14 protein-coding genes are annotated in these 16,628 nt (G+C 64.6%); 12 read left to right on the top strand and 2 right to left on the bottom strand.

The window, feature by feature from the left end:
- Positions 1–26: 26 nt before the first annotated feature.
- From dhaL to O3669_RS07750, 6 genes are all read left to right on the top strand, one after another.
- On the top strand, positions 27–668 hold the full coding sequence (gene dhaL, locus O3669_RS07725; protein WP_371524276.1) for a dihydroxyacetone kinase subunit DhaL: 642 nt from the start codon (positions 27–29) through the stop codon (positions 666–668).
- Positions 665–1,393 carry a dihydroxyacetone kinase phosphoryl donor subunit DhaM gene (gene dhaM / locus O3669_RS07730; RefSeq protein WP_371524269.1) on the top strand — a complete coding sequence of 243 codons (729 nt, stop codon included), beginning with the start codon at positions 665–667 and terminating at the stop codon, positions 1,391–1,393. Before dhaL ends, dhaM begins: the two co-directional genes overlap by 4 nt.
- A 27-nt stretch (positions 1,394–1,420) precedes the next feature.
- Entirely contained in the window at positions 1,421–1,891 is a 471-nt protein-coding gene (gene ndk / locus O3669_RS07735; protein ID WP_371524270.1) for a nucleoside-diphosphate kinase, read from the top strand.
- 20 nt (positions 1,892–1,911) lie between these two features.
- Positions 1,912–5,571 (top strand): chromosome segregation protein SMC, encoded by a 3,660-nt coding sequence (gene smc, locus O3669_RS07740; protein WP_371524271.1) that lies wholly within the window; start codon positions 1,912–1,914, stop codon positions 5,569–5,571.
- Between the two features lie 100 nt (positions 5,572–5,671).
- On the top strand, positions 5,672–5,827 hold the full coding sequence (locus O3669_RS07745) for a hypothetical protein (protein ID WP_371524272.1): 156 nt from the start codon (positions 5,672–5,674) through the stop codon (positions 5,825–5,827).
- A 401-nt stretch (positions 5,828–6,228) separates the two neighbouring features.
- The gene (locus O3669_RS07750) at positions 6,229–6,414 is read left to right on the top strand and encodes a transposase (protein WP_371524277.1); all 186 of its coding nucleotides are present in this window, start codon (positions 6,229–6,231) and stop codon (positions 6,412–6,414) included.
- Between the two features lie 395 nt (positions 6,415–6,809).
- Here the strand turns inward: O3669_RS07750 and O3669_RS07755 are convergent, their stop codons facing one another.
- Positions 6,810–7,721, bottom strand: coding sequence for a hypothetical protein (locus O3669_RS07755; protein ID WP_371524273.1), 912 nt, complete (start codon positions 7,719–7,721; stop codon positions 6,810–6,812).
- 880 nt (positions 7,722–8,601) lie between these two features.
- Positions 8,602–8,817, bottom strand: a complete 216-nt coding sequence (locus tag O3669_RS07760) for a hypothetical protein (protein ID WP_295918887.1) — start codon at positions 8,815–8,817, stop codon at positions 8,602–8,604.
- Positions 8,818–9,053: 236 nt separating this feature from the next.
- Here O3669_RS07760 and O3669_RS07765 point away from each other — a divergent pair, with 236 nt between their 5' ends.
- The 6 genes from O3669_RS07765 to O3669_RS07790 form a co-directional block, all read left to right on the top strand.
- On the top strand, positions 9,054–11,174 hold the full coding sequence (locus O3669_RS07765; protein WP_371524274.1) for a type IIA DNA topoisomerase subunit B: 2,121 nt from the start codon (positions 9,054–9,056) through the stop codon (positions 11,172–11,174).
- A gap of 188 nt (positions 11,175–11,362) precedes the next feature.
- Positions 11,363–12,301 carry a GNAT family N-acetyltransferase gene (locus O3669_RS07770; protein ID WP_295918938.1) on the top strand — a complete coding sequence of 313 codons (939 nt, stop codon included), beginning with the start codon at positions 11,363–11,365 and terminating at the stop codon, positions 12,299–12,301.
- 17 nt (positions 12,302–12,318) lie between these two features.
- Positions 12,319–13,341 carry a GNAT family N-acetyltransferase gene (locus tag O3669_RS07775; protein WP_295918893.1) on the top strand — a complete coding sequence of 341 codons (1,023 nt, stop codon included), beginning with the start codon at positions 12,319–12,321 and terminating at the stop codon, positions 13,339–13,341.
- 219 nt (positions 13,342–13,560) lie between these two features.
- A complete protein-coding gene (locus tag O3669_RS07780; RefSeq protein WP_371524275.1) occupies positions 13,561–15,027 on the top strand; it encodes a sugar porter family MFS transporter in 1,467 nt (488 codons plus the stop codon).
- The gene (locus tag O3669_RS07785) at positions 15,020–15,970 is read left to right on the top strand and encodes a PfkB family carbohydrate kinase (RefSeq protein WP_295918898.1); all 951 of its coding nucleotides are present in this window, start codon (positions 15,020–15,022) and stop codon (positions 15,968–15,970) included. Before O3669_RS07780 ends, O3669_RS07785 begins: the two co-directional genes overlap by 8 nt.
- A gap of 449 nt (positions 15,971–16,419) precedes the next feature.
- Positions 16,420–16,628, top strand: a 209-nt coding sequence (locus O3669_RS07790) for a transposase family protein (protein WP_371524278.1), incomplete at its 3' end; no start/stop codon positions are given.

Below are 16,628 nucleotides of genomic sequence, written 5' to 3' on the forward strand. Positions count from 1 at the left end.
AACGAGGCAGGACAAGGAGAAACATGATGAGCCTAGATGCAGCGTGGGCACGCCGGTGGATCGAGCTGGCGGCGGCGGACGTCGCTGAGCAGCGCGACTACCTGGTGGACCTGGACCGAGCCATCGGGGATGGCGACCACGGCGAAAACATGGACCGCGGATTCAAGGCCGCCGTCGAGGCCCTGGGACAGGCCGAGCCTGCCAGCGTCGCCGAGGTCTTGAAGACGGTCGCCAAGACCCTCATGTCCACGGTCGGCGGCGCCGCCGGGCCCCTGTACGGGACCGCCTTCCTGCGCGCATCCAAGGCCGCCGGTGACGGCGAACTCGACGCCGCTGTCGTTGCTGCCATCATCGAGGGTGCGCTGGGTGGTATCCAGGCCCGAGGCAAGGCCACCACGGGTGAGAAGACCATGGTGGACGCGTGGACGCCCGCGCTCGACGCCGCCCGCGCGGCCGCCGAATCCGGTGCCGATGCTGTCGCCACCCTCCAGGCCGCCGCCAGCGCCGCCGAGGCCGGAGCAGCCGCGACGGAACCCCTGCGGGCCACGAAGGGACGCGCCTCCTACCTGGGGGAGCGCTCCATCGGGCACCTCGACCCCGGCGCCGTGTCCACCTCCCTCATCCTGCGCGCCGCCGCGCGCGCAGCGGGCGAGGTTGGCGCGGCATGAGCGTGCGCGTTTCCTTCGTCATCGTCTCCCACTCCGAGGCCCTGGCGCGCGGCGTGTGTGAGCTGGCCGCGCAGATGGCCCCCGACGTGCGCTTCGAGGCCGCCGGGGGCACCGACGACGGCCGCATCGGCACCTCCTACGACCTCGTGGAGACTGCCGTTGAGGCTGCCTTGAAGGCCGTGGACGGTGAGGGCAGCGGCGTCATCGTGCTGACCGACCTCGGCTCGGCCACGATGACCGTCGAATCCGTCATCGACATGAGCGACGAGCCCGAGCGCGTGCGCTTCGTCGACACCTGCCTCGTCGAAGGAGCCGTCGCCTCCTCCGTGCGCGCCCAGCTCGGCGAAAGCCTGAGCCAGGTCGCCGAGGTGGCCGCATCCCTCGCCCCGCGCCTGGAGGCACCACCCTCCCAGGTGGCACACGAGGAAGGCGTCCCGGTCATCGTCGGGACCGCGGAGGGGGCGCCGGCCTCGCCCATGAGGGCGTCGGGCTCCGCCGTGGTCGCCGACCCCGTCGGACTCCACGCGCGACCCGCCGCCGCCTTCGTGCGCCTGGCGGGCACCTTCGACGCAGAGATTACGGTCAACGGGGCGGACGGCTGCTCGGTCCTGGACCTCATGGCCCTGGGGATTCGCCAGGGTCAGACGGTCCTCATCGAAGCCACTGGGGCCGACGCCACAGCAGCAGTTGCAGCGCTGACGGATATGCTTGAAGGTACCAATTAGGTAACCCTCACTATCACAGGAGACAACGTGAGCGCTAAGAGTGTTCTGCTGGAGCCCCAGCACCTTCTCGACCCCACCCTCGAGCACACCCTCATCGTCGTGAAGCCCGACGGCTACGCGCGCGGCCTGACCGGCGAGATCCTGCGCCGCATCGAGGCCAAGGGCTACACGATCAAGGGCCTCAAGCTCATGGTCGCCTCCCGCGAGCTGCTCGCCGAGCACTACGCCGACCATAAGGACAAGCCCTTCTTTGAGGGACTCCTGGAGTTCATGAGCTCCGGCCCCGTCGTCGCCATGATCGTCGAGGGCCAGCGCGTCGTCGAGGGCATGCGCGTCCTCATGGGCTCGACCGACCCGACGACCGCCCCCGCTGGCACGATCCGCGGCGACCTGGGCCGCGCCTGGAACAGCCCCCACATGGAGAACCTGATCCACGGCTCGGACTCCGTGGACAGCGCGATGCGCGAAATCTCCCTGTGGTTCCCGGAGATTTACTGAGACGCCGGTAACCTGCAAGGGTGCACCTCAAAAACCTGACGCTGCGGGGCTTTAAGTCCTTCGCCAGCGCGACCACGCTCGCCCTCCAACCGGGCATCACGTGCGTCGTCGGCCCCAACGGGTCGGGTAAATCCAACGTCGTCGACGCGCTCGCCTGGGTTATGGGCGAGCAGGGAGCCCGCGCGCTACGCGGCTCGAACATGGCGGACGTTATCTTCGCGGGGACATCTGGGCGCGCTGCGTTGGGGCGCGCCCAGGTGGACCTGACGATCGACAACACCGACGGTCTGCTCGACATCGAGTACTCGGAGGTGACGATCAGCCGCACCCTGTTTCGCGGTGGCGGCTCGGAGTATTCCATCAACGGCTCGCCCGTGCGGCTCCTGGACGTTCAGGAGCTGTTGTCGGACACGGGCATGGGCCGCCAGATGCACGTCATTGTTGGCCAGGGCCAGCTCGACGCGATCCTGTCTTCCACGCCCGAGGAGCGGCGCGGCTTCATCGAAGAGGCCGCCGGCGTCCTCAAACACCGGCGCCGCAAGGAGCGGGCGCTCAAGAAGCTGGCCGACATGGATGCGAACCTTGTGCGCGTCCTGGACCTGACGAATGAGATTCGCCGGCAGCTGGGGCCCCTGGCCCGCCAGGCGCGCATCGCCCGGCGCGCTTCCCTCATTCAGGCGCGCGTGCGCGACGCGAAGGCCCGCCTGCTCGCGGACGACCTGGCATCCGCGCTGTCCAAGCTGGCCGCGCTCGAGGCCTCTGATGAGTCGGCCGCGCAACGCCGAGCCACCCTGGAGGCTCAGATTACGGCGTCGCGCGCCGAGGTGTCTCGCCTGGAGGATGCTGAACGTGCGTCCTCGCCGGCGCTCGATCAGGCGTCCTCCGACTGGCAGTCGCTCACCACGATCACCGAGCGCCTGCGCGGCACGCTGATGGCCGCGAGCCAGAAGGTTTCCCTGCGCGCGACCCCCGAGCTTCCCCCGGGCGGCGAGGATCCCGATGTGCTCGACGAGCGCGCCCGCGTCGCCGGCGCCGAGGATGCTGCGCTGGTCGCTCAGGTCGAAGAGGCGCGCTCTGCCCTGACGTCCGCGACTCGCGCGCGCGAGGCCGCTGAGGACGCCGACGAGTCTGCGTCCCGCGAGCTTGCCCGCGTCAACCGCGTCATCGCGGACCACCGCGAGAAGGTCGCGCGCTTGACGGGCGACGCTTCCACGGCCGCTTCGAGGCTGGAGGCCGCACTCGCCGAGGCCGATCGCGCGTGGGGCGCATACCGCGCGGCTCAGGAGCGCGCCGAGGCTGCGGCTGCGGCCGTTCCTGGAACCGGTCGTTTGTCCGGCTTTGCGGACGAGGCTGGGGTGTCCTCTTCCGGGAAGGCGCAGGCTGACAGCGCGTTCGAGAAAGCTGCGGATAGTCTGGAATCTGGTGGGGGAGCCGCCCGTGCACACGCCGATGCGTCGGCCCGTCGTGATGCCGCTCGCGCGCGCGTGGACGAGCTGCTGGGCGTTGAGCGCGAGGCTCGGGCCGACCGTGCCCGATGGGAGGCACGCCGCGACGCGCTCTCCCAGCTGCTGACCCCCGAGGACGGAACCGCCGAGCTGCTGGGACGCGATGGCGTGCTCGGCCAGGTGGCGCCGCTCCTGCGTGTGGCGCCCGGCTACGAGGACGCGGTCGCCAGCGCGCTGACCCCCTTCGCCGACGCGGTCGTCGTCGATTCTCTGGCCCGAGGCCTCCGCGAGCTGGACGCGGCCCGCGCGGCCGGGCGCTCGCTGCGCCTCGTCGTCGCGCCCCCGGTACCCGCAAGCGACGCGGACGAGCCTGCGGATACCCAGGCCTCGTCCCCTGAACGCCCAGGCTCGGCAGCGGTGCCCGCGGACGTCGGCGACCTGCCCGAGGGTGCTACGTGGCTCGGATCGGTCGTCACCTGCGAGGGAGCCGCCGCACCCCTGGCGGACCTCCTGGACGGGGTCGTCGTCTGCTCATCTGAGAGCGCCGCTGGAGCGCTGGACGTGCCCGGCGTCCGCGCCGTCGTCACGCCCGGCGGCGACGTGCTGCGCTCGTGGTCCCTCGAGGGTGGGCACCAGGCGTCCTCCGTCCTCTCCGTGCGCGCAGACTTCGACGAGGCCGACGCGCGGGCGCGGGAGGCAGGCGCGCGCATGGACGCCGTGTCCAAGCAACTCGCCCACGCGAACGGGGCACTGGACCGGTCCATCAAGGAGGCGAACGACGCCCTCAAGGCCCTGCGCGAGGAGGACGCCCAGCGCGCCAAGGAAGCCCAGGAGCTGGCCCGTGCCCAGTCCGCCGCGCAGGCCGCCCGCGCGGAGGCCGATCGCGCCCGTGACGTGGCCCGCCGCGCCGACGAGCAGGTCGAGTGGGCCCGCGAGCAAGACGTGGCCGCGCGGGCGCGCCTGGAGGGCGCCGACTCGGTCGGCCCGCCCGAATCCCTGGAGAACGCCCAGGCCCGCGCCGACGCCTCCTCCCGCGCTGCCCGTGAGGCCCGCGACGGCGAAAACCAGGCGCGCCTGGCGCTGCGCTCCCTGGAAGAACAGTCGCGGCGCGCAGCCTCACGCGCCCGCTCCCTGCGCCAAGCGGCCGCCGCCGAGCGCGAGGAACGCGCCCGCTACGCCCAGCGCGAGGCAGTGAGGCGCACGGAACTGGCCACGGCCTCGGACGTGGAAGCCGCCGCGCGCGTGGCCCTGGAGGCCGCCGAGCGCGCCCTATCTCGCGCGGCCGAGCGCCGCGACCACCTGAGTGCGCGGCGCTCCCAGGTGTCCCAAGAAGTATCGGACGCACGCCGGGCCCTGGATCGGCTGAGCGCGGAGCTGTCCGAGGCGACGAGCAACGCCAATCAGGGGAAGATCGCCGCCGAGCAGACGCGCGTGCGCGTCGAAGACTTGGAGCGGCGCTCCCTTGAGGAGCTGTCCCTCGAACCCGAGCAGCTGATCGCCGAGTTCGGACCCGAGACGATGGTTCCGATGCTGCCCCTGGACCCCGACCAGATCGAGAAGGCCGAGGCCGCCGAGCCGAGCGCGTACGTGCGCGCCGAGCAGGAGCGGGCCCTGGCCAAGGCGCAGAAGGATTTGGAGAAGCTTGGTCGCGTGAACCCGCTGGCGCTGGAAGAGCACGAGGCGCTGGCAGCGCGCCACAAGTTCCTTGTGGACCAGGTCCAGGACCTCAAGCAGTCCAAGGCTGACCTCCTCCACATCGTGGAGGACGTGGATCGCCTGGTGCAGGAGGCTTTCGTGTCGGCCTTCGCCGAGACACGCGTGCAATTCGAGCACGTGTTCGGCGTGCTGTTCCCGGGCGGGCAGGGCGACCTGGTGCTGACCGACCCGGACGACATGCTCTCGACCGGCATCGAGATCGAAGCCCGGCCCGCGGGCAAGAAGGTGAAGCGCTTGTCGTTGCTCTCGGGCGGCGAGCGTTCCCTGGCCGCAATCGCATTCCTGGTCGCGATCTTTAAGGCGCGCCCGTCCCCGTTCTACGTCATGGACGAGGTCGAGGCCGCCCTAGACGACGTGAACCTGTCGCGCCTGTTGGCGATCTTCAAGGAGCTTCAGGAGACCTCGCAGCTGATCGTGATCACGCACCAGAAGCGAACGATGGAGATAGCGGACGCTCTGTACGGTGTCACGATGCGCGACGGCGTCACGACGGTGGTGTCCCAGCGCTTGGCGGACTAGGGGAGCAGTGTGCGCACGGGAGCGCCGTCGTTCCTGGTCGTGATGACACCGCCTTCAAAGAAAATGATGACAGAAACATTTGGACCTGAGAGGAGAGGCAATGACTACGAAACCAGAAGAAACCTACCGCCTTGCGGGAGGAACCACCGTTACCGACGCTGATCTTGAAGCGGATGCGCAGCGCTTCGAAGTGGGCGAATGCGACGGAGCGTGGAAGGTTCTCCCGGGGCATCCGCAGCTTTTTGGTAAGCAATAAACGCCGGGCGGCACGCGTCTGCCCGAATCCTTAGTTCGAGAGCTCGACGAGGCGGTAGGGGAAATAGGACAAACTCGCAGTGAGCTCGTTGGTAGCTTCATTTCTGACGGCTTACTGGCGCTGAAGGCATAAGGTTATGGGAGAGCGACCGCCAGTGCGTGGCTACAGATGCTTCTCGTTATATAAGATCCGGATGGACGCATAAGGCGGCAGTGTCCTCGGCTTGGAAAACATGCGTGGAGGCATACTCCCTGCGGTGACAAGCGTGTCACCATCATCTTGGACTTGACGCCCATTTGCAATCGCAGTGGTCCCTGCCGCCTCTTGAATATGATCACGGGCCGCTCCGAAAAAGTAGCTGACACCTAGTCGACCTGTGAGCGCGATGCTGGCGCGTCCAAATTGAAAACGTCGCGGTGGATGAATTCATCGGTTTCAAGTGCGTTGGTGCCGAGGATCTCCCTAGCGCAAGGGCGGGCATGGACCCCTTCCACGTGGTGCACCGCGCGGGGATTGCGGTTGAAAAGTACCGCAGATGCACCGGGAAGAATCACTTTCGGCGTGGGTGGGCCACGGATCCCCTGTAGAAGGCACTCAGGAAGCTATATGCCAGGTTGTGCCGCCTCTCGCTGCGTCAACAACACCAGCAATCGACATATTTGCCAGCGATGAGCATGTCGCCCTAGAAGCTGCTGGAAGCGCATAACAGCGCATGGCCGATAGACACCTACCACGAGCCAGCCCCGCGCGCGGGCAAGGCGAGCGTGGCGCGTGTAGTCCTTTGCGATAGGTGCTGAGCCCGACACGCGTGGGCAATGCCCTGATGAAATTTGAAATCAATGCATTGGCCTCCACGCGTCTACCGAGCTACCTGACTGAGCTCCTCACGCTGGGGAGCATATTCAAATGTCGTGCCGGTGCCTTGCGAAACCTCACCCACGACATCACCTGAGTACTCTTCGAAACCGGTGGTAATCCCTAACTACACCCGCGATTGTGAAGAGCGACTTATGTCATCGGTAGATTCTTGTTCAAGTGACCTTGTATACTTTGTCCAGTCTTTGAGGGCATCAAATTCGTTTGGCCATTTTTTGGTGAGTGCTTCTCTTAGTTCTCGTAGCTCTTGTTCCGTCTGGGCGATCCTATCTTTCATCCATGAGTGCTCTTCCAACCATGAGTAGTGGAGGGGACTTGTGACAGGATGTGGGTTGAGATTGTATAGGGTCTTAAGCTGTGTTTCAGTTTTGATAAATTGTGTATAGTGTCGGGATGCTTCGCGGATGGAATAGTGTCGGGATGCTTCGCGGATGGAAAAGAATTGTAGTCTGATTTTAATCCAGCGGATCGGGACTTTAATCCAGGAAAACTTATGCTTTGTTCCCTCTAAGTCATGGTTATACTGCTTCTGCTTGAAGCCAAGCTCTGTCAGGTAGTGTGCGTAGATCATGGTTTCTAGGTTATCGTCGAGAATTACTGATTCGCTGGACAAAGTAGACACAATTGTGTATGTCAATATGATGGTGATTGTGAGTGAGAATATTCCGTACATGGCTCGTTCCCACCAGTGCATTTCTGAAGGGGAGAGTGCTAGTAGTGCAAAAATTAGTAATGATGAGGATAGGAATAGGAATTTTATCACAAGCCATGTGAAACTTAGGATGCTAAATGGCTTATATGCTCGAGCTATCTGTTTTCTAATAATTTTTCTTAAGACTACGTCTCTGGCGAACTTGTTAATGACTCTGTCATCGTCTTTAAATTCTAAATGCGCGTTTAGTAGGTCTAAGGTTTTCTGGAAGCTGTCTTCTCCGCGTATTGAGAGATTTATGAAGACTGTTATGGTGCTAATAATCAAAGCCAATATTGGACTTATCATGAGGATGGTGTCTTTCATGTATTCTCCTGGTGTGTGTGATGTGATCACAATTGACCTACGTAATTGAGGTCCTTTGTGTATTAATCATTGTGGTCAGTGTATAACTAGGAAGAGGTCTGTGTTGCCTCGTAAACAAGCCATGTTGAGGAGACGTGGGGCGGCGGCGTCGCTGGGTGATAGCAGTAAGTTGGTTGAATGCTTCGGGGGCGGTAGTCTAGGGGTCTCTGAGGTAGTTGTCAAATTCGTAGGCGAGGGGGTTGACGTAGGGAGTTTTGGTCAGGGTATGGGTTTGTATGCACGTTGTTGGTCGTTCATTCAACCGGCTTTTGTCGAGGCTACGTAGAGTCGTTCATCGTGGAGTGAGAGTGTTGCCGGGACTTCTGATTGTTGATCTGGATAGGATGCGGCCTTCTGGATAGGTTAATAAGCTATCCAGATCTGCGTTTCCTATCCAAGAGAGTGGGCGTATTCGGTGGAGTGTGGATGGCACAGGCCAGCTGTCGCTACGTGGGTCTCGCTGCGCACTAGCGGGTTAACACAGCCAGTGGAGGTGTCTGGCTACCAGACGCTGCGCGCGGTCACCGCCCGAGCAGCCAGCGGCCAATTCGAAGCTGACGAGCAATGCCGACTATCCAGGGGCTACCACCTAAGACCGGAGCGCAATGAATCGTCGGGCGGCCGCGTGCCCATGATGCAGGGGCTTCCTCCACTGACGACATGTGATGATCTAGAACAGTTACTTTACCGCAGCACAAAGCCGCACAGTCACCTTGCCTGCAATATGCAGTGCCCGCTGCCTCATAGCAACGGCAGTTCGAGTATGAATACGCGGGCGGGGACCCTCGGTCCCCGCCCGCGCCTCAAAGCCGTGCGTCCCGCCGCTGCGGGAGGCTCGCTCTCAGTCGTTCATGAAGTGGCGCTCGTCCAGGATCTGTGCGCCAGCGCCCACCAGGGAGGGCAGGTGCTCATTCGCGTGGTGGCCGCAGAAGTACAGCTGGCCACCCGAAGGCATCGTCGCACGAACCCAGGCGCGAGCGCCGCAGGCGTCGCAACGATTCGCCGCATTCAGCTGCGGCTCGTCCAGGATCGGGCGTTCAAGAGTCTGTGCGTTCATGCTTCCATCACACACCATCACCCCGCGCCGCGCACCCCTGTTCACCCGGGGCGCAATCGCTCGACCGACCACTGACACAGTGGAACGGGGGAGTGGAAAACACTTCAACCACAGCACCCGTCCGCCCCGAAAGCGCGCCCAGCAGCGCGATTCAGCCCCGGCCTCGTCGGTCGTGGAAAGCGTCCCAGAACCCGCGCCACGCGCCCGGCGGACCGCAAACGAGCATGGCGCCACATATGATGCACCTCGTGACTCCTACCGACGCATCCGATTACAACGCACGGCACCTCTCGGTCCTCGAGGGGCTCGAGGCCGTGCGCAAACGCCCCGGCATGTACATCGGCTCCACGGACCACCGCGGCCTCATGCACTGCCTCTGGGAGATCATCGACAACGCGGTCGACGAGGCCCTGGAAGGTCACTGCGACACGATCGACGTGCGCCTGCACCCCGACCACTCCGCCTCCGTCGCCGACAACGGCCGAGGCATCCCCGTCGACATCGTGCCCGGACAGGGTCTGACGGGCGTCGAGGTCGTCTACACCAAGCTCCACGCCGGCGGTAAGTTCGGCGGCGGCTCCTACGCGGCCTCGGGCGGCCTCCACGGCGTCGGCGCCTCCGTCGTGAACGCACTGTCGGCCCGCCTCGACGTGCAGGTCGACCGCGGCGGCAAGACCCACGAGATGTGCTTCCGCAGGGGTGAACCCGGGCAGTTCGACGACTCGAAGCAGCGCACCCCCAACTCGCCCTTCAAACCCTTCACGGACGGCTCCACCCTCAAGACCGTCGGCAAGGTCAAGAAAGCACAGACCGGCACGCGCGTGCGATTCTGGGCGGACTTCCAGATTTTCCCGTCCACCGCGGGTTTCTTGTGGGACGACCTGCTGGCGCGTGCCCGCCAGACCGCGTTCCTCGTCCCCGGCCTGACCATCAACTGCTACGACGAGCGCGGCGAGGAAGAAAAGACCGAGAGCTTCCGCTTCGACGGCGGCGTCGTCGACTTCGCGAACTGGCTGGCCTCCGACGGCCCCGTCACCGACACATGGCACATCACGGGTGAGGGCACCTATAACGAGACCGTGCAGGCCCTGGACTCCGAGACCGGGCACCTGCGTGCCACCGAGGTCGAACGCACCTGCGAGGTCGATATCGCGCTGCGCTGGGGCATCGGCTACGACACGACCGTCCAGTCTTTCGTCAACATCATCGCCACCCCCAAGGGCGGTACCCACGTCACCGGTTTCGAGCAGGCGGTCCTCAAGATCCTGCGCGCCGTGATCGACAAGAACGCGCGCAAGCTCAAGGTTGGCGCGAAGGACGGGCGCCCCGAAAAGGACGACGTGCAGGCCGGCATGACCGCCGTCATCACCGTGCGCTTCCCCGAGCCACAGTTCGAGGGGCAGACCAAGGAAACGCTGGGCACGCCCCAGATCCGCACCGTCGTCAACCGCGTCGTCACGGACTGGCTCAAGGCCAAGTTCGCCTCGTCCAAGCGTGACGACAAGCAGCAGACCTCCCTCCTCATGGAGAAGGTCGTCGGCGAGATGAAGGCCCGCGTCTCCGCGCGCATCCATAAGGAAATCTCGCGCAAGAAGAACGCGCTGGAAACCTCCTCGCTGCCCGCCAAGCTCGCGGACTGCCGACTCGAGGACGTCGAGGAGACCGAGCTGTTCATCGTCGAGGGCGACTCCGCCCTGGGCACGGCCAAGGCCGCGCGCAACTCCCACTACCAGGCGCTGTTCCCGATTCGAGGAAAGATCCTCAACGTGCAGAAGGCCTCGACCGCGGACATGCTGGCCAACGCCGAGTGCGCCAACATCATCCAAGTGATCGGCGCGGGTTCGGGCCGTACCTTCGACCTGTCTCAGGCTCGATACGGCAAGGTCATCCTCATGACCGACGCTGACGTCGACGGTGCGCATATCCGCACCCTGCTGCTGACCCTGTTCTTCCGCTACATGCGCCCCATGGTCGAGGCCGGCCGCATCTACGCTGCCGTCCCGCCCCTGCACCGCATCGAGGTCGCGGGCAAGGGACGCAAGAAGCGCGAGTACATCTACACCTACTCCGAGGACGAGCTGCATCGTAAGCTCGCCGCCCTGAGACGTTCGGGCCGCACCTGGAAGGAGCCGATCCAGCGCTACAAGGGTTTGGGTGAAATGGACGCCGACCAGCTCGCGGAGACCACGATGGACCGGGCCCACCGCTCGCTGCGCCGCATCACGCTGGCGGATGAGGAAGCCCTGCGCCAGGCTGAGGACGTGTTTGAGCTGCTCATGGGCTCGACGGTTGGGCCGCGCAAGGAGTTTATTGTCAATGAGTCGGCCGGTCTCGATCGGATGCGCATCGACGCATAATTATCGGGCCGCGACAAACCCACGCGCTGCACAAGCGTCCAACACGCACGAACAAATGTTCATTGCTGGTGTGACTTAAGGCCCGATCACGCGTTAGGATGTTACGCATGACAGGACTTGCGCAGCGACTTACGCCGCCCGGGTCCGTCCCGTACCCGGGGAACCACCTCGGGTTGCGCTGGCGGCCCATGATCGGCCGCGATGCGCCCGCCGTGTACGCGCTTATCTGCCTCATCGAAGACGAGGACCAGGCGATCCGCCGTACCTCCGTCGAAGATATCGCGGACATGATGGAGGGCAAGAACGGGCGCGATTGGGTGGACACGATCGTCGGCCTGGACGCGAAGGCAAACATTTGCGCGGTCGCCTCGGTGCGCGTGCTGCGCGGCATCCACGAGGCGGCGACCGCCGTCGTCAGTGCGTTCATTCATCCTCACTGGCGGGGCCGTGGCGTGGGCCGCGCCCTCCTGTACTGGCAGGACAGCCGCGCCCGCCAGATGCTGGTTGAGACTTTCGGCGCTGAATCCGATGTTCCCGTCTCCATCTCGAACCTGGTGGATGCGCACATGACGGATCGCCGCCGCCTCTACATCGCGGCCGGCTTCTTCGCCAAGCGCATCTATCGCGTCATGTACCGCGACCTGGCGGGCGGCGAGGTCGCCCCGCAGGCGCGCCACGGCTACCGCATCGTGCCTTGGAATCAGGTTCCCCAGGACCAGATCCGCGCTATTCACATGGAGGCCTTCCAGCAGGCGTTTCGTTCGCCGCTGCGCGCCCTGTGGTGGGATGACGCGATGAATCACTTTGACCCGCGCTGGTCCTTCGTCGCCGTGGATAGCACGGGCGAGGTCGTCGGCTACGCAATGACGGGGCGTCCCGCGCAGCGCTGGGTGGCGACCGGGCGTCCGGAGGCCTACATCTACCTGCTCGGCGTCGCCGAGGCCCACCGCGGTCGATCGGTCGCGAGTGCCCTCGTCGGCAACGCGGTGGCTGAGGCGTCGGCCTCTGGTGCCTCACGTATCGGGCTCGATGTGGATATGTCGAGTCCGGATCGGGCGCATAGTATCTATGAGCATCTCGGTTTCGTCGATGAAGCCGCTGAGGTTTATTACACGATCGACCAGTAGTCCGCTAGGAGACGAGCATGAGCATTCCTCTCGCGCAGAGAGCCGGTGCCCCTGAGTTCGTCCCCTTCCCGGGCGAGCATCACGGCATCGAGTGGGAGCCGCTGACGGCCGACCATCACGTCGGCCTATCGGCGCTTTTCGCGCGCATGGAGGCCCGGGATAATCCGCCGTACCGCACCAGCCCGGACGAGGTGGAGGAGATGCTGTCGTCGGCCTCTCATTGGCGAGGCCTGGTCGGGGTTGCGCGCAGGGGTATCGCAGCGGGGCGCTTGGTTGCCTTCGCCCAGGTGGTGTTGCGCTTCCCGGGGCGCGCTGAGTGCGTGTGCATCGGGGGAGTGGATCCTGATTTTCGACGCATCGGCCTCGGCAATGCGATCGTGGACTGGCAGGAGGGGACGGCGCGTCAGATGCTGGCGAGCGTGGAGGGGGATGGCCCCGCGCAGATCACCTGCCATGTCGAGGCTGGCCAGGATGACCTCGAGGCCCAGCTGAAGGTGCACGGTTTCCGCTGGGCACGCACGTACTACGAGCTGCGCGCCTCCCTTGAAGATCTGGCCCCGGTGCCCGACCTGGGCTCGTATATGAGCATCGAGGCCTGGGGACTCCAGTGGGAAGAGCCGGCTCTGCGCGCGGCGAACCGCTTGAATGAGTCGGAGTGGGGGCGGCCTCCGCTCACACAGGAACAGTGGATGCAGGGCCGCACTGCGTTCGCGCCCGAGTGGTCTTTTGTTGCCGTGGATCGCACTGGCGATCGGCCGCGCGTCGCGGGCTTTTTGCTGGCCTCGCGTTACGAGCAGGACTGGGCGGCGCTGGGGTGGCGCGAGGGATATATCGACCAGCTAGGAGTTTTGTCGGCCTGGCGCGAGAGCCTTGTTGCCGACGCTCTGATTCTGGCCTCGATGTGGGCTCAAAGCCGCGATGGGATGGATCGCGCGGGTACGGGCGTGGGCTCCGCGAATCATACGGGCGCGCTGGCTGTCTACGATTCCCTGGGTTTCCGTACGGTCGGGCAGACCCGGCTTTATGCAATCGAAGTGTGACCTTTGTTTCGTATTGTGGACTAATTGCCGGTCAGGTCAATTTGTGAGCGATCCCACTATGTCTGTTGCGTGGGTGTGATGTTGGCCCTGTCTGGCAGTTCGCGGAAAACCGTCCCAATAGTCCTAATTGTCTGACCAATACGTTTTCTACGCTCCCAGCCAGAGGCTAGTTACGGCCTCGGCGCCACGCGCGTCCCATCTCCACAGTGCGGAGCCAGCATGACCACGAAGTCGTCAGCACCATCCACCTCCATTCCGCCATTGGTCATTCGAAGTGCCATCGTCGCCTCCCTCGGCGGCCTGCTCTTCGGCTTTGACACAGCGGTCATTTCCGGCGCGGAAGAAAAGCTCACCAAGCTCTACGCGCTCTCCTCCATGGGGGAGGGCATGATCGTTGCCATCGCAACCATCGGCACGATCTGCGGTGCCATCGTCGCCGGTAAACTCGCCGACCGCTTTGGCCGTAAACCCATCCTCTTCTGGATCGGCATCCTCTTCGGCGTGGGTGCGCTGGCCACTGCCCTGGCGCCTGTGCCTACCCTGGTGACAGCTGCTGATGGCACGGTCTCGGCCTCGTCCGCCTTCCCGATCACCTTCTTCATGGTGTTCCGCTTCCTCGGCGGCGTCGGCGTCGGCCTGTCCTCCGTGGTCGCTCCCATTTACACCGCCGAAATCGCCCCCGCCCGCGTGCGCGGACGCCTGGTCGGCCTCGTCCAGTTCAACATCGTCTTCGGTATCCTCCTGGCCTACGCCTCCAACGCGGTCATCCGCGAAATCGCGCACGAAGACACCGCGTGGCGCTGGATGCTCGGCGTCATGGCAGTGCCCGCCGTCTTCTTCCTGATCTTCCTGGCCACCGTCCCCGAGACGCCGCGTTGGCTGCTCGCCCACGGGCACGAGGAGCGCGCCGTGAAGATTTCCGAGCGCCTGACCACCACGCAGGAAGAAAGCAGCGAGCAGATCGCCGAGATGAAGGCGCAGATCGCCGAGGACGCCGCGGGCGGCAAGGTCGCCTTCTTCACGCGCCGCTACCGCAAGGTCATCCTCATGGCCTTCTGCATCGCGATGTTCAACCAGCTCTCCGGCATCAACGCGATCCTCTACTACGCGCCCAAGGTCATGAAGCTCGCCGGCGGCGCCGAAGTGCTCGGTGATGCCTTCCCCTACATCGGCTCCGTCATCGTCGGCCTCATGAACCTGATCGCCACCATGGCCGCCCTGACCGTCATCGACAAGCTCGGCCGCCGTCAGCTCATGATCGTCGGATCGATCGGATACCTGATCTCCCTCGGCTTCCTCGCCGGCATGATGTTCGCATACGAGGGCGGCGTCTTCCAGGAAGGCAGCGCCGCCCCCGTGTGGCTCATCCTCCTCGGCCTGCTCGCCTTCATTGCTTCTCACGCTTTCGGCCAGGGATCGGTCATCTGGGTCTTCATCTCCGAGATCTTCCCGAACCGCGTGCGCGCGCGTGGCCAGTCGCTGGGTTCGCTCACGCACTGGGTGTTCGCGTTCATCACCACGTACGCCTTCCCGGTCCTCACGGATAAGCTCGGCGGCGGCTTCGCGTTCGGTATCTTCTTCCTCGCGATGGTCGGTCAGCTATTCTGGGTCCTGAAGGTGATGCCCGAAACCAAGGGCATTCCGCTCGAAGAAATGGAAGAGAAGCTGGGGTTGACGAATGACTAGAATCGTGAACATCGGGGAAGCGCTCATCGATGAGATTACCCGCCCAAACAGTGAACCCGTCGAGGTCGTCGGGGGATCAATGCTCAACGTCGCAGCCGGTCTGACCCGGCTGGGTCACGAATCCGAACTGGCGACCTGGTTCGCGCGCGACGCGCGCGGCGACAAGGTTCGCGAGCACGCCGAGGCCGCCGGAGTGACCCTCACTCCGGGTTCCGATGGCGCCGAATTCACGACGGTTGCGCACGCGGCCGTTGACGAGAAGGGCCACGCCACCTACGAGTTTGATCTCTCGTGGGATGTGCCCGCCGTCGAGGATCCCGACAGCGTCGGACACGTGCATACCGGCTCCTACGTGGTCGTCGTCGAGCCCGGTGCCGACAAGGTCCTGGCCGCCGTCAAGCGCCAGGCCATCCGCGGCACCGTGTCCTACGACCCGAACATCCGTCCCGCGCTGCTGGGAACCCCCGACGAGGCTCGCCCGCACGTCGAGTCGATCGTGGCCCTCGCTGACGTCGTCAAGGCATCCGACGAAGACCTGAAGTGGTTGTACCCGGATCGTCCCATCGAGGACGTTCTGCACGAGTGGCTGCAGTCGGGCCCCTCCCTGATCCTGTGCACGCGCGGTCCCTGGGGCGTCTACATTTTGGCCGCCGCCGAGCGCGACATGCTCGTCGTCGACCCCCTCGACGTGGAGCTCGTGGACACGGTGGGTGCGGGCGACTCGCTCATGGCCGGCCTGATCTCCGGCCTCGTCGATGCGGGTCTGCTGGGATCGGCCGAGGCGAAGCAGCGTCTGCGCGAGGCATCGTGGGACAAGATCCTGCCCGCCATTCACCGCGGCATCATCACCTCGGGAATCACGATCCTCTACCAGGGCGCCTACTCGCCCACGCGCGAGGAAGTCAACGAGATCCTGGCAGCTGACAAGACGCTGCGAGGCTGAGCGTTCGCGTCACGCAACGCAGTGGGGTGGGCCCGGCCGATTGGCCGGGCCCACCCCCATAACAGCATGATGCCCACACGACGCTCAACAAAGTGGTGGGGTGGCCGGGAGCAATCCGGCCACCCCACCGTCATCACTACAGGGAAGCGTTAGTCGACCAATGTGAGCGCGAACCTCATTGACATGTGTGAGCCTTCGCGCGGACACGTTTTCTGGCTCTTCGCATTTTGGGGTGTGGGGGGTGGTGTTGGCATGGGGTCGGGGCCTGCCCGATGATTGAGGTTGCGACACTTCAAACGCTGGGAGGCCCCGACATGTCTCATGCTACCTTTTCTGCTCCGGATATGACGGCCTATTGTGGGTTGGAGGAGCTGGGCTTGGTGGCTGTGGGGATGCGCTGCCAGGGGGGTGGGTTCGTCCTGTAGTGTCGTGCGGCTAGTCCTGTTCGGCTGTGTCCAGGGTGTGGGCGCCCGGGGTATTCGCTGGGGTCGCGTACCCGGCGCTTAGCGCACGAACCGCGGGGGCATCAGCCCACGACGCTGGCGGTGTATGTGGGACGTTACCACTGTCGTGCGTGTTCTCGTTCCTGGTGTGATGACATCAGCCAGGTGGCTCCCCCACGCGCCAAACTCTCCTTTGGGGCCTTGCGCTGGGGACT

Source organism: Pauljensenia sp. 20925_1_34 (assembly GCF_041432775.1).
Taxonomy (GTDB): Bacteria; Actinomycetota; Actinomycetes; order Actinomycetales; family Actinomycetaceae; genus Pauljensenia.

Excerpts from the sequence above, each read along its gene's own strand:
- dhaL (WP_371524276.1), top strand. The coding sequence starts at position 27 with ATGAGCCTAGATGCAGCGTGGGCACGCCGGTGGATCGAGCTGGCGGCG.
- dhaM (WP_371524269.1), top strand. The coding sequence starts at position 665 with ATGAGCGTGCGCGTTTCCTTCGTCATCGTCTCCCACTCCGAGGCCCTG.
- O3669_RS07745 (WP_371524272.1), top strand. The coding sequence starts at position 5,672 with ATGACTACGAAACCAGAAGAAACCTACCGCCTTGCGGGAGGAACCACC.
- O3669_RS07755 (WP_371524273.1), bottom strand. The coding sequence starts at position 7,721 with ATGAAAGACACCATCCTCATGATAAGTCCAATATTGGCTTTGATTATT.
- O3669_RS07760 (WP_295918887.1), bottom strand. The coding sequence starts at position 8,817 with ATGAACGCACAGACTCTTGAACGCCCGATCCTGGACGAGCCGCAGCTG.
- O3669_RS07765 (WP_371524274.1), top strand. The coding sequence starts at position 9,054 with ATGATGCACCTCGTGACTCCTACCGACGCATCCGATTACAACGCACGG.
- O3669_RS07770 (WP_295918938.1), top strand. The coding sequence starts at position 11,363 with ATGATCGGCCGCGATGCGCCCGCCGTGTACGCGCTTATCTGCCTCATC.
- O3669_RS07775 (WP_295918893.1), top strand. The coding sequence starts at position 12,319 with ATGAGCATTCCTCTCGCGCAGAGAGCCGGTGCCCCTGAGTTCGTCCCC.
- O3669_RS07780 (WP_371524275.1), top strand. The coding sequence starts at position 13,561 with ATGACCACGAAGTCGTCAGCACCATCCACCTCCATTCCGCCATTGGTC.
- O3669_RS07785 (WP_295918898.1), top strand. The coding sequence starts at position 15,020 with ATGACTAGAATCGTGAACATCGGGGAAGCGCTCATCGATGAGATTACC.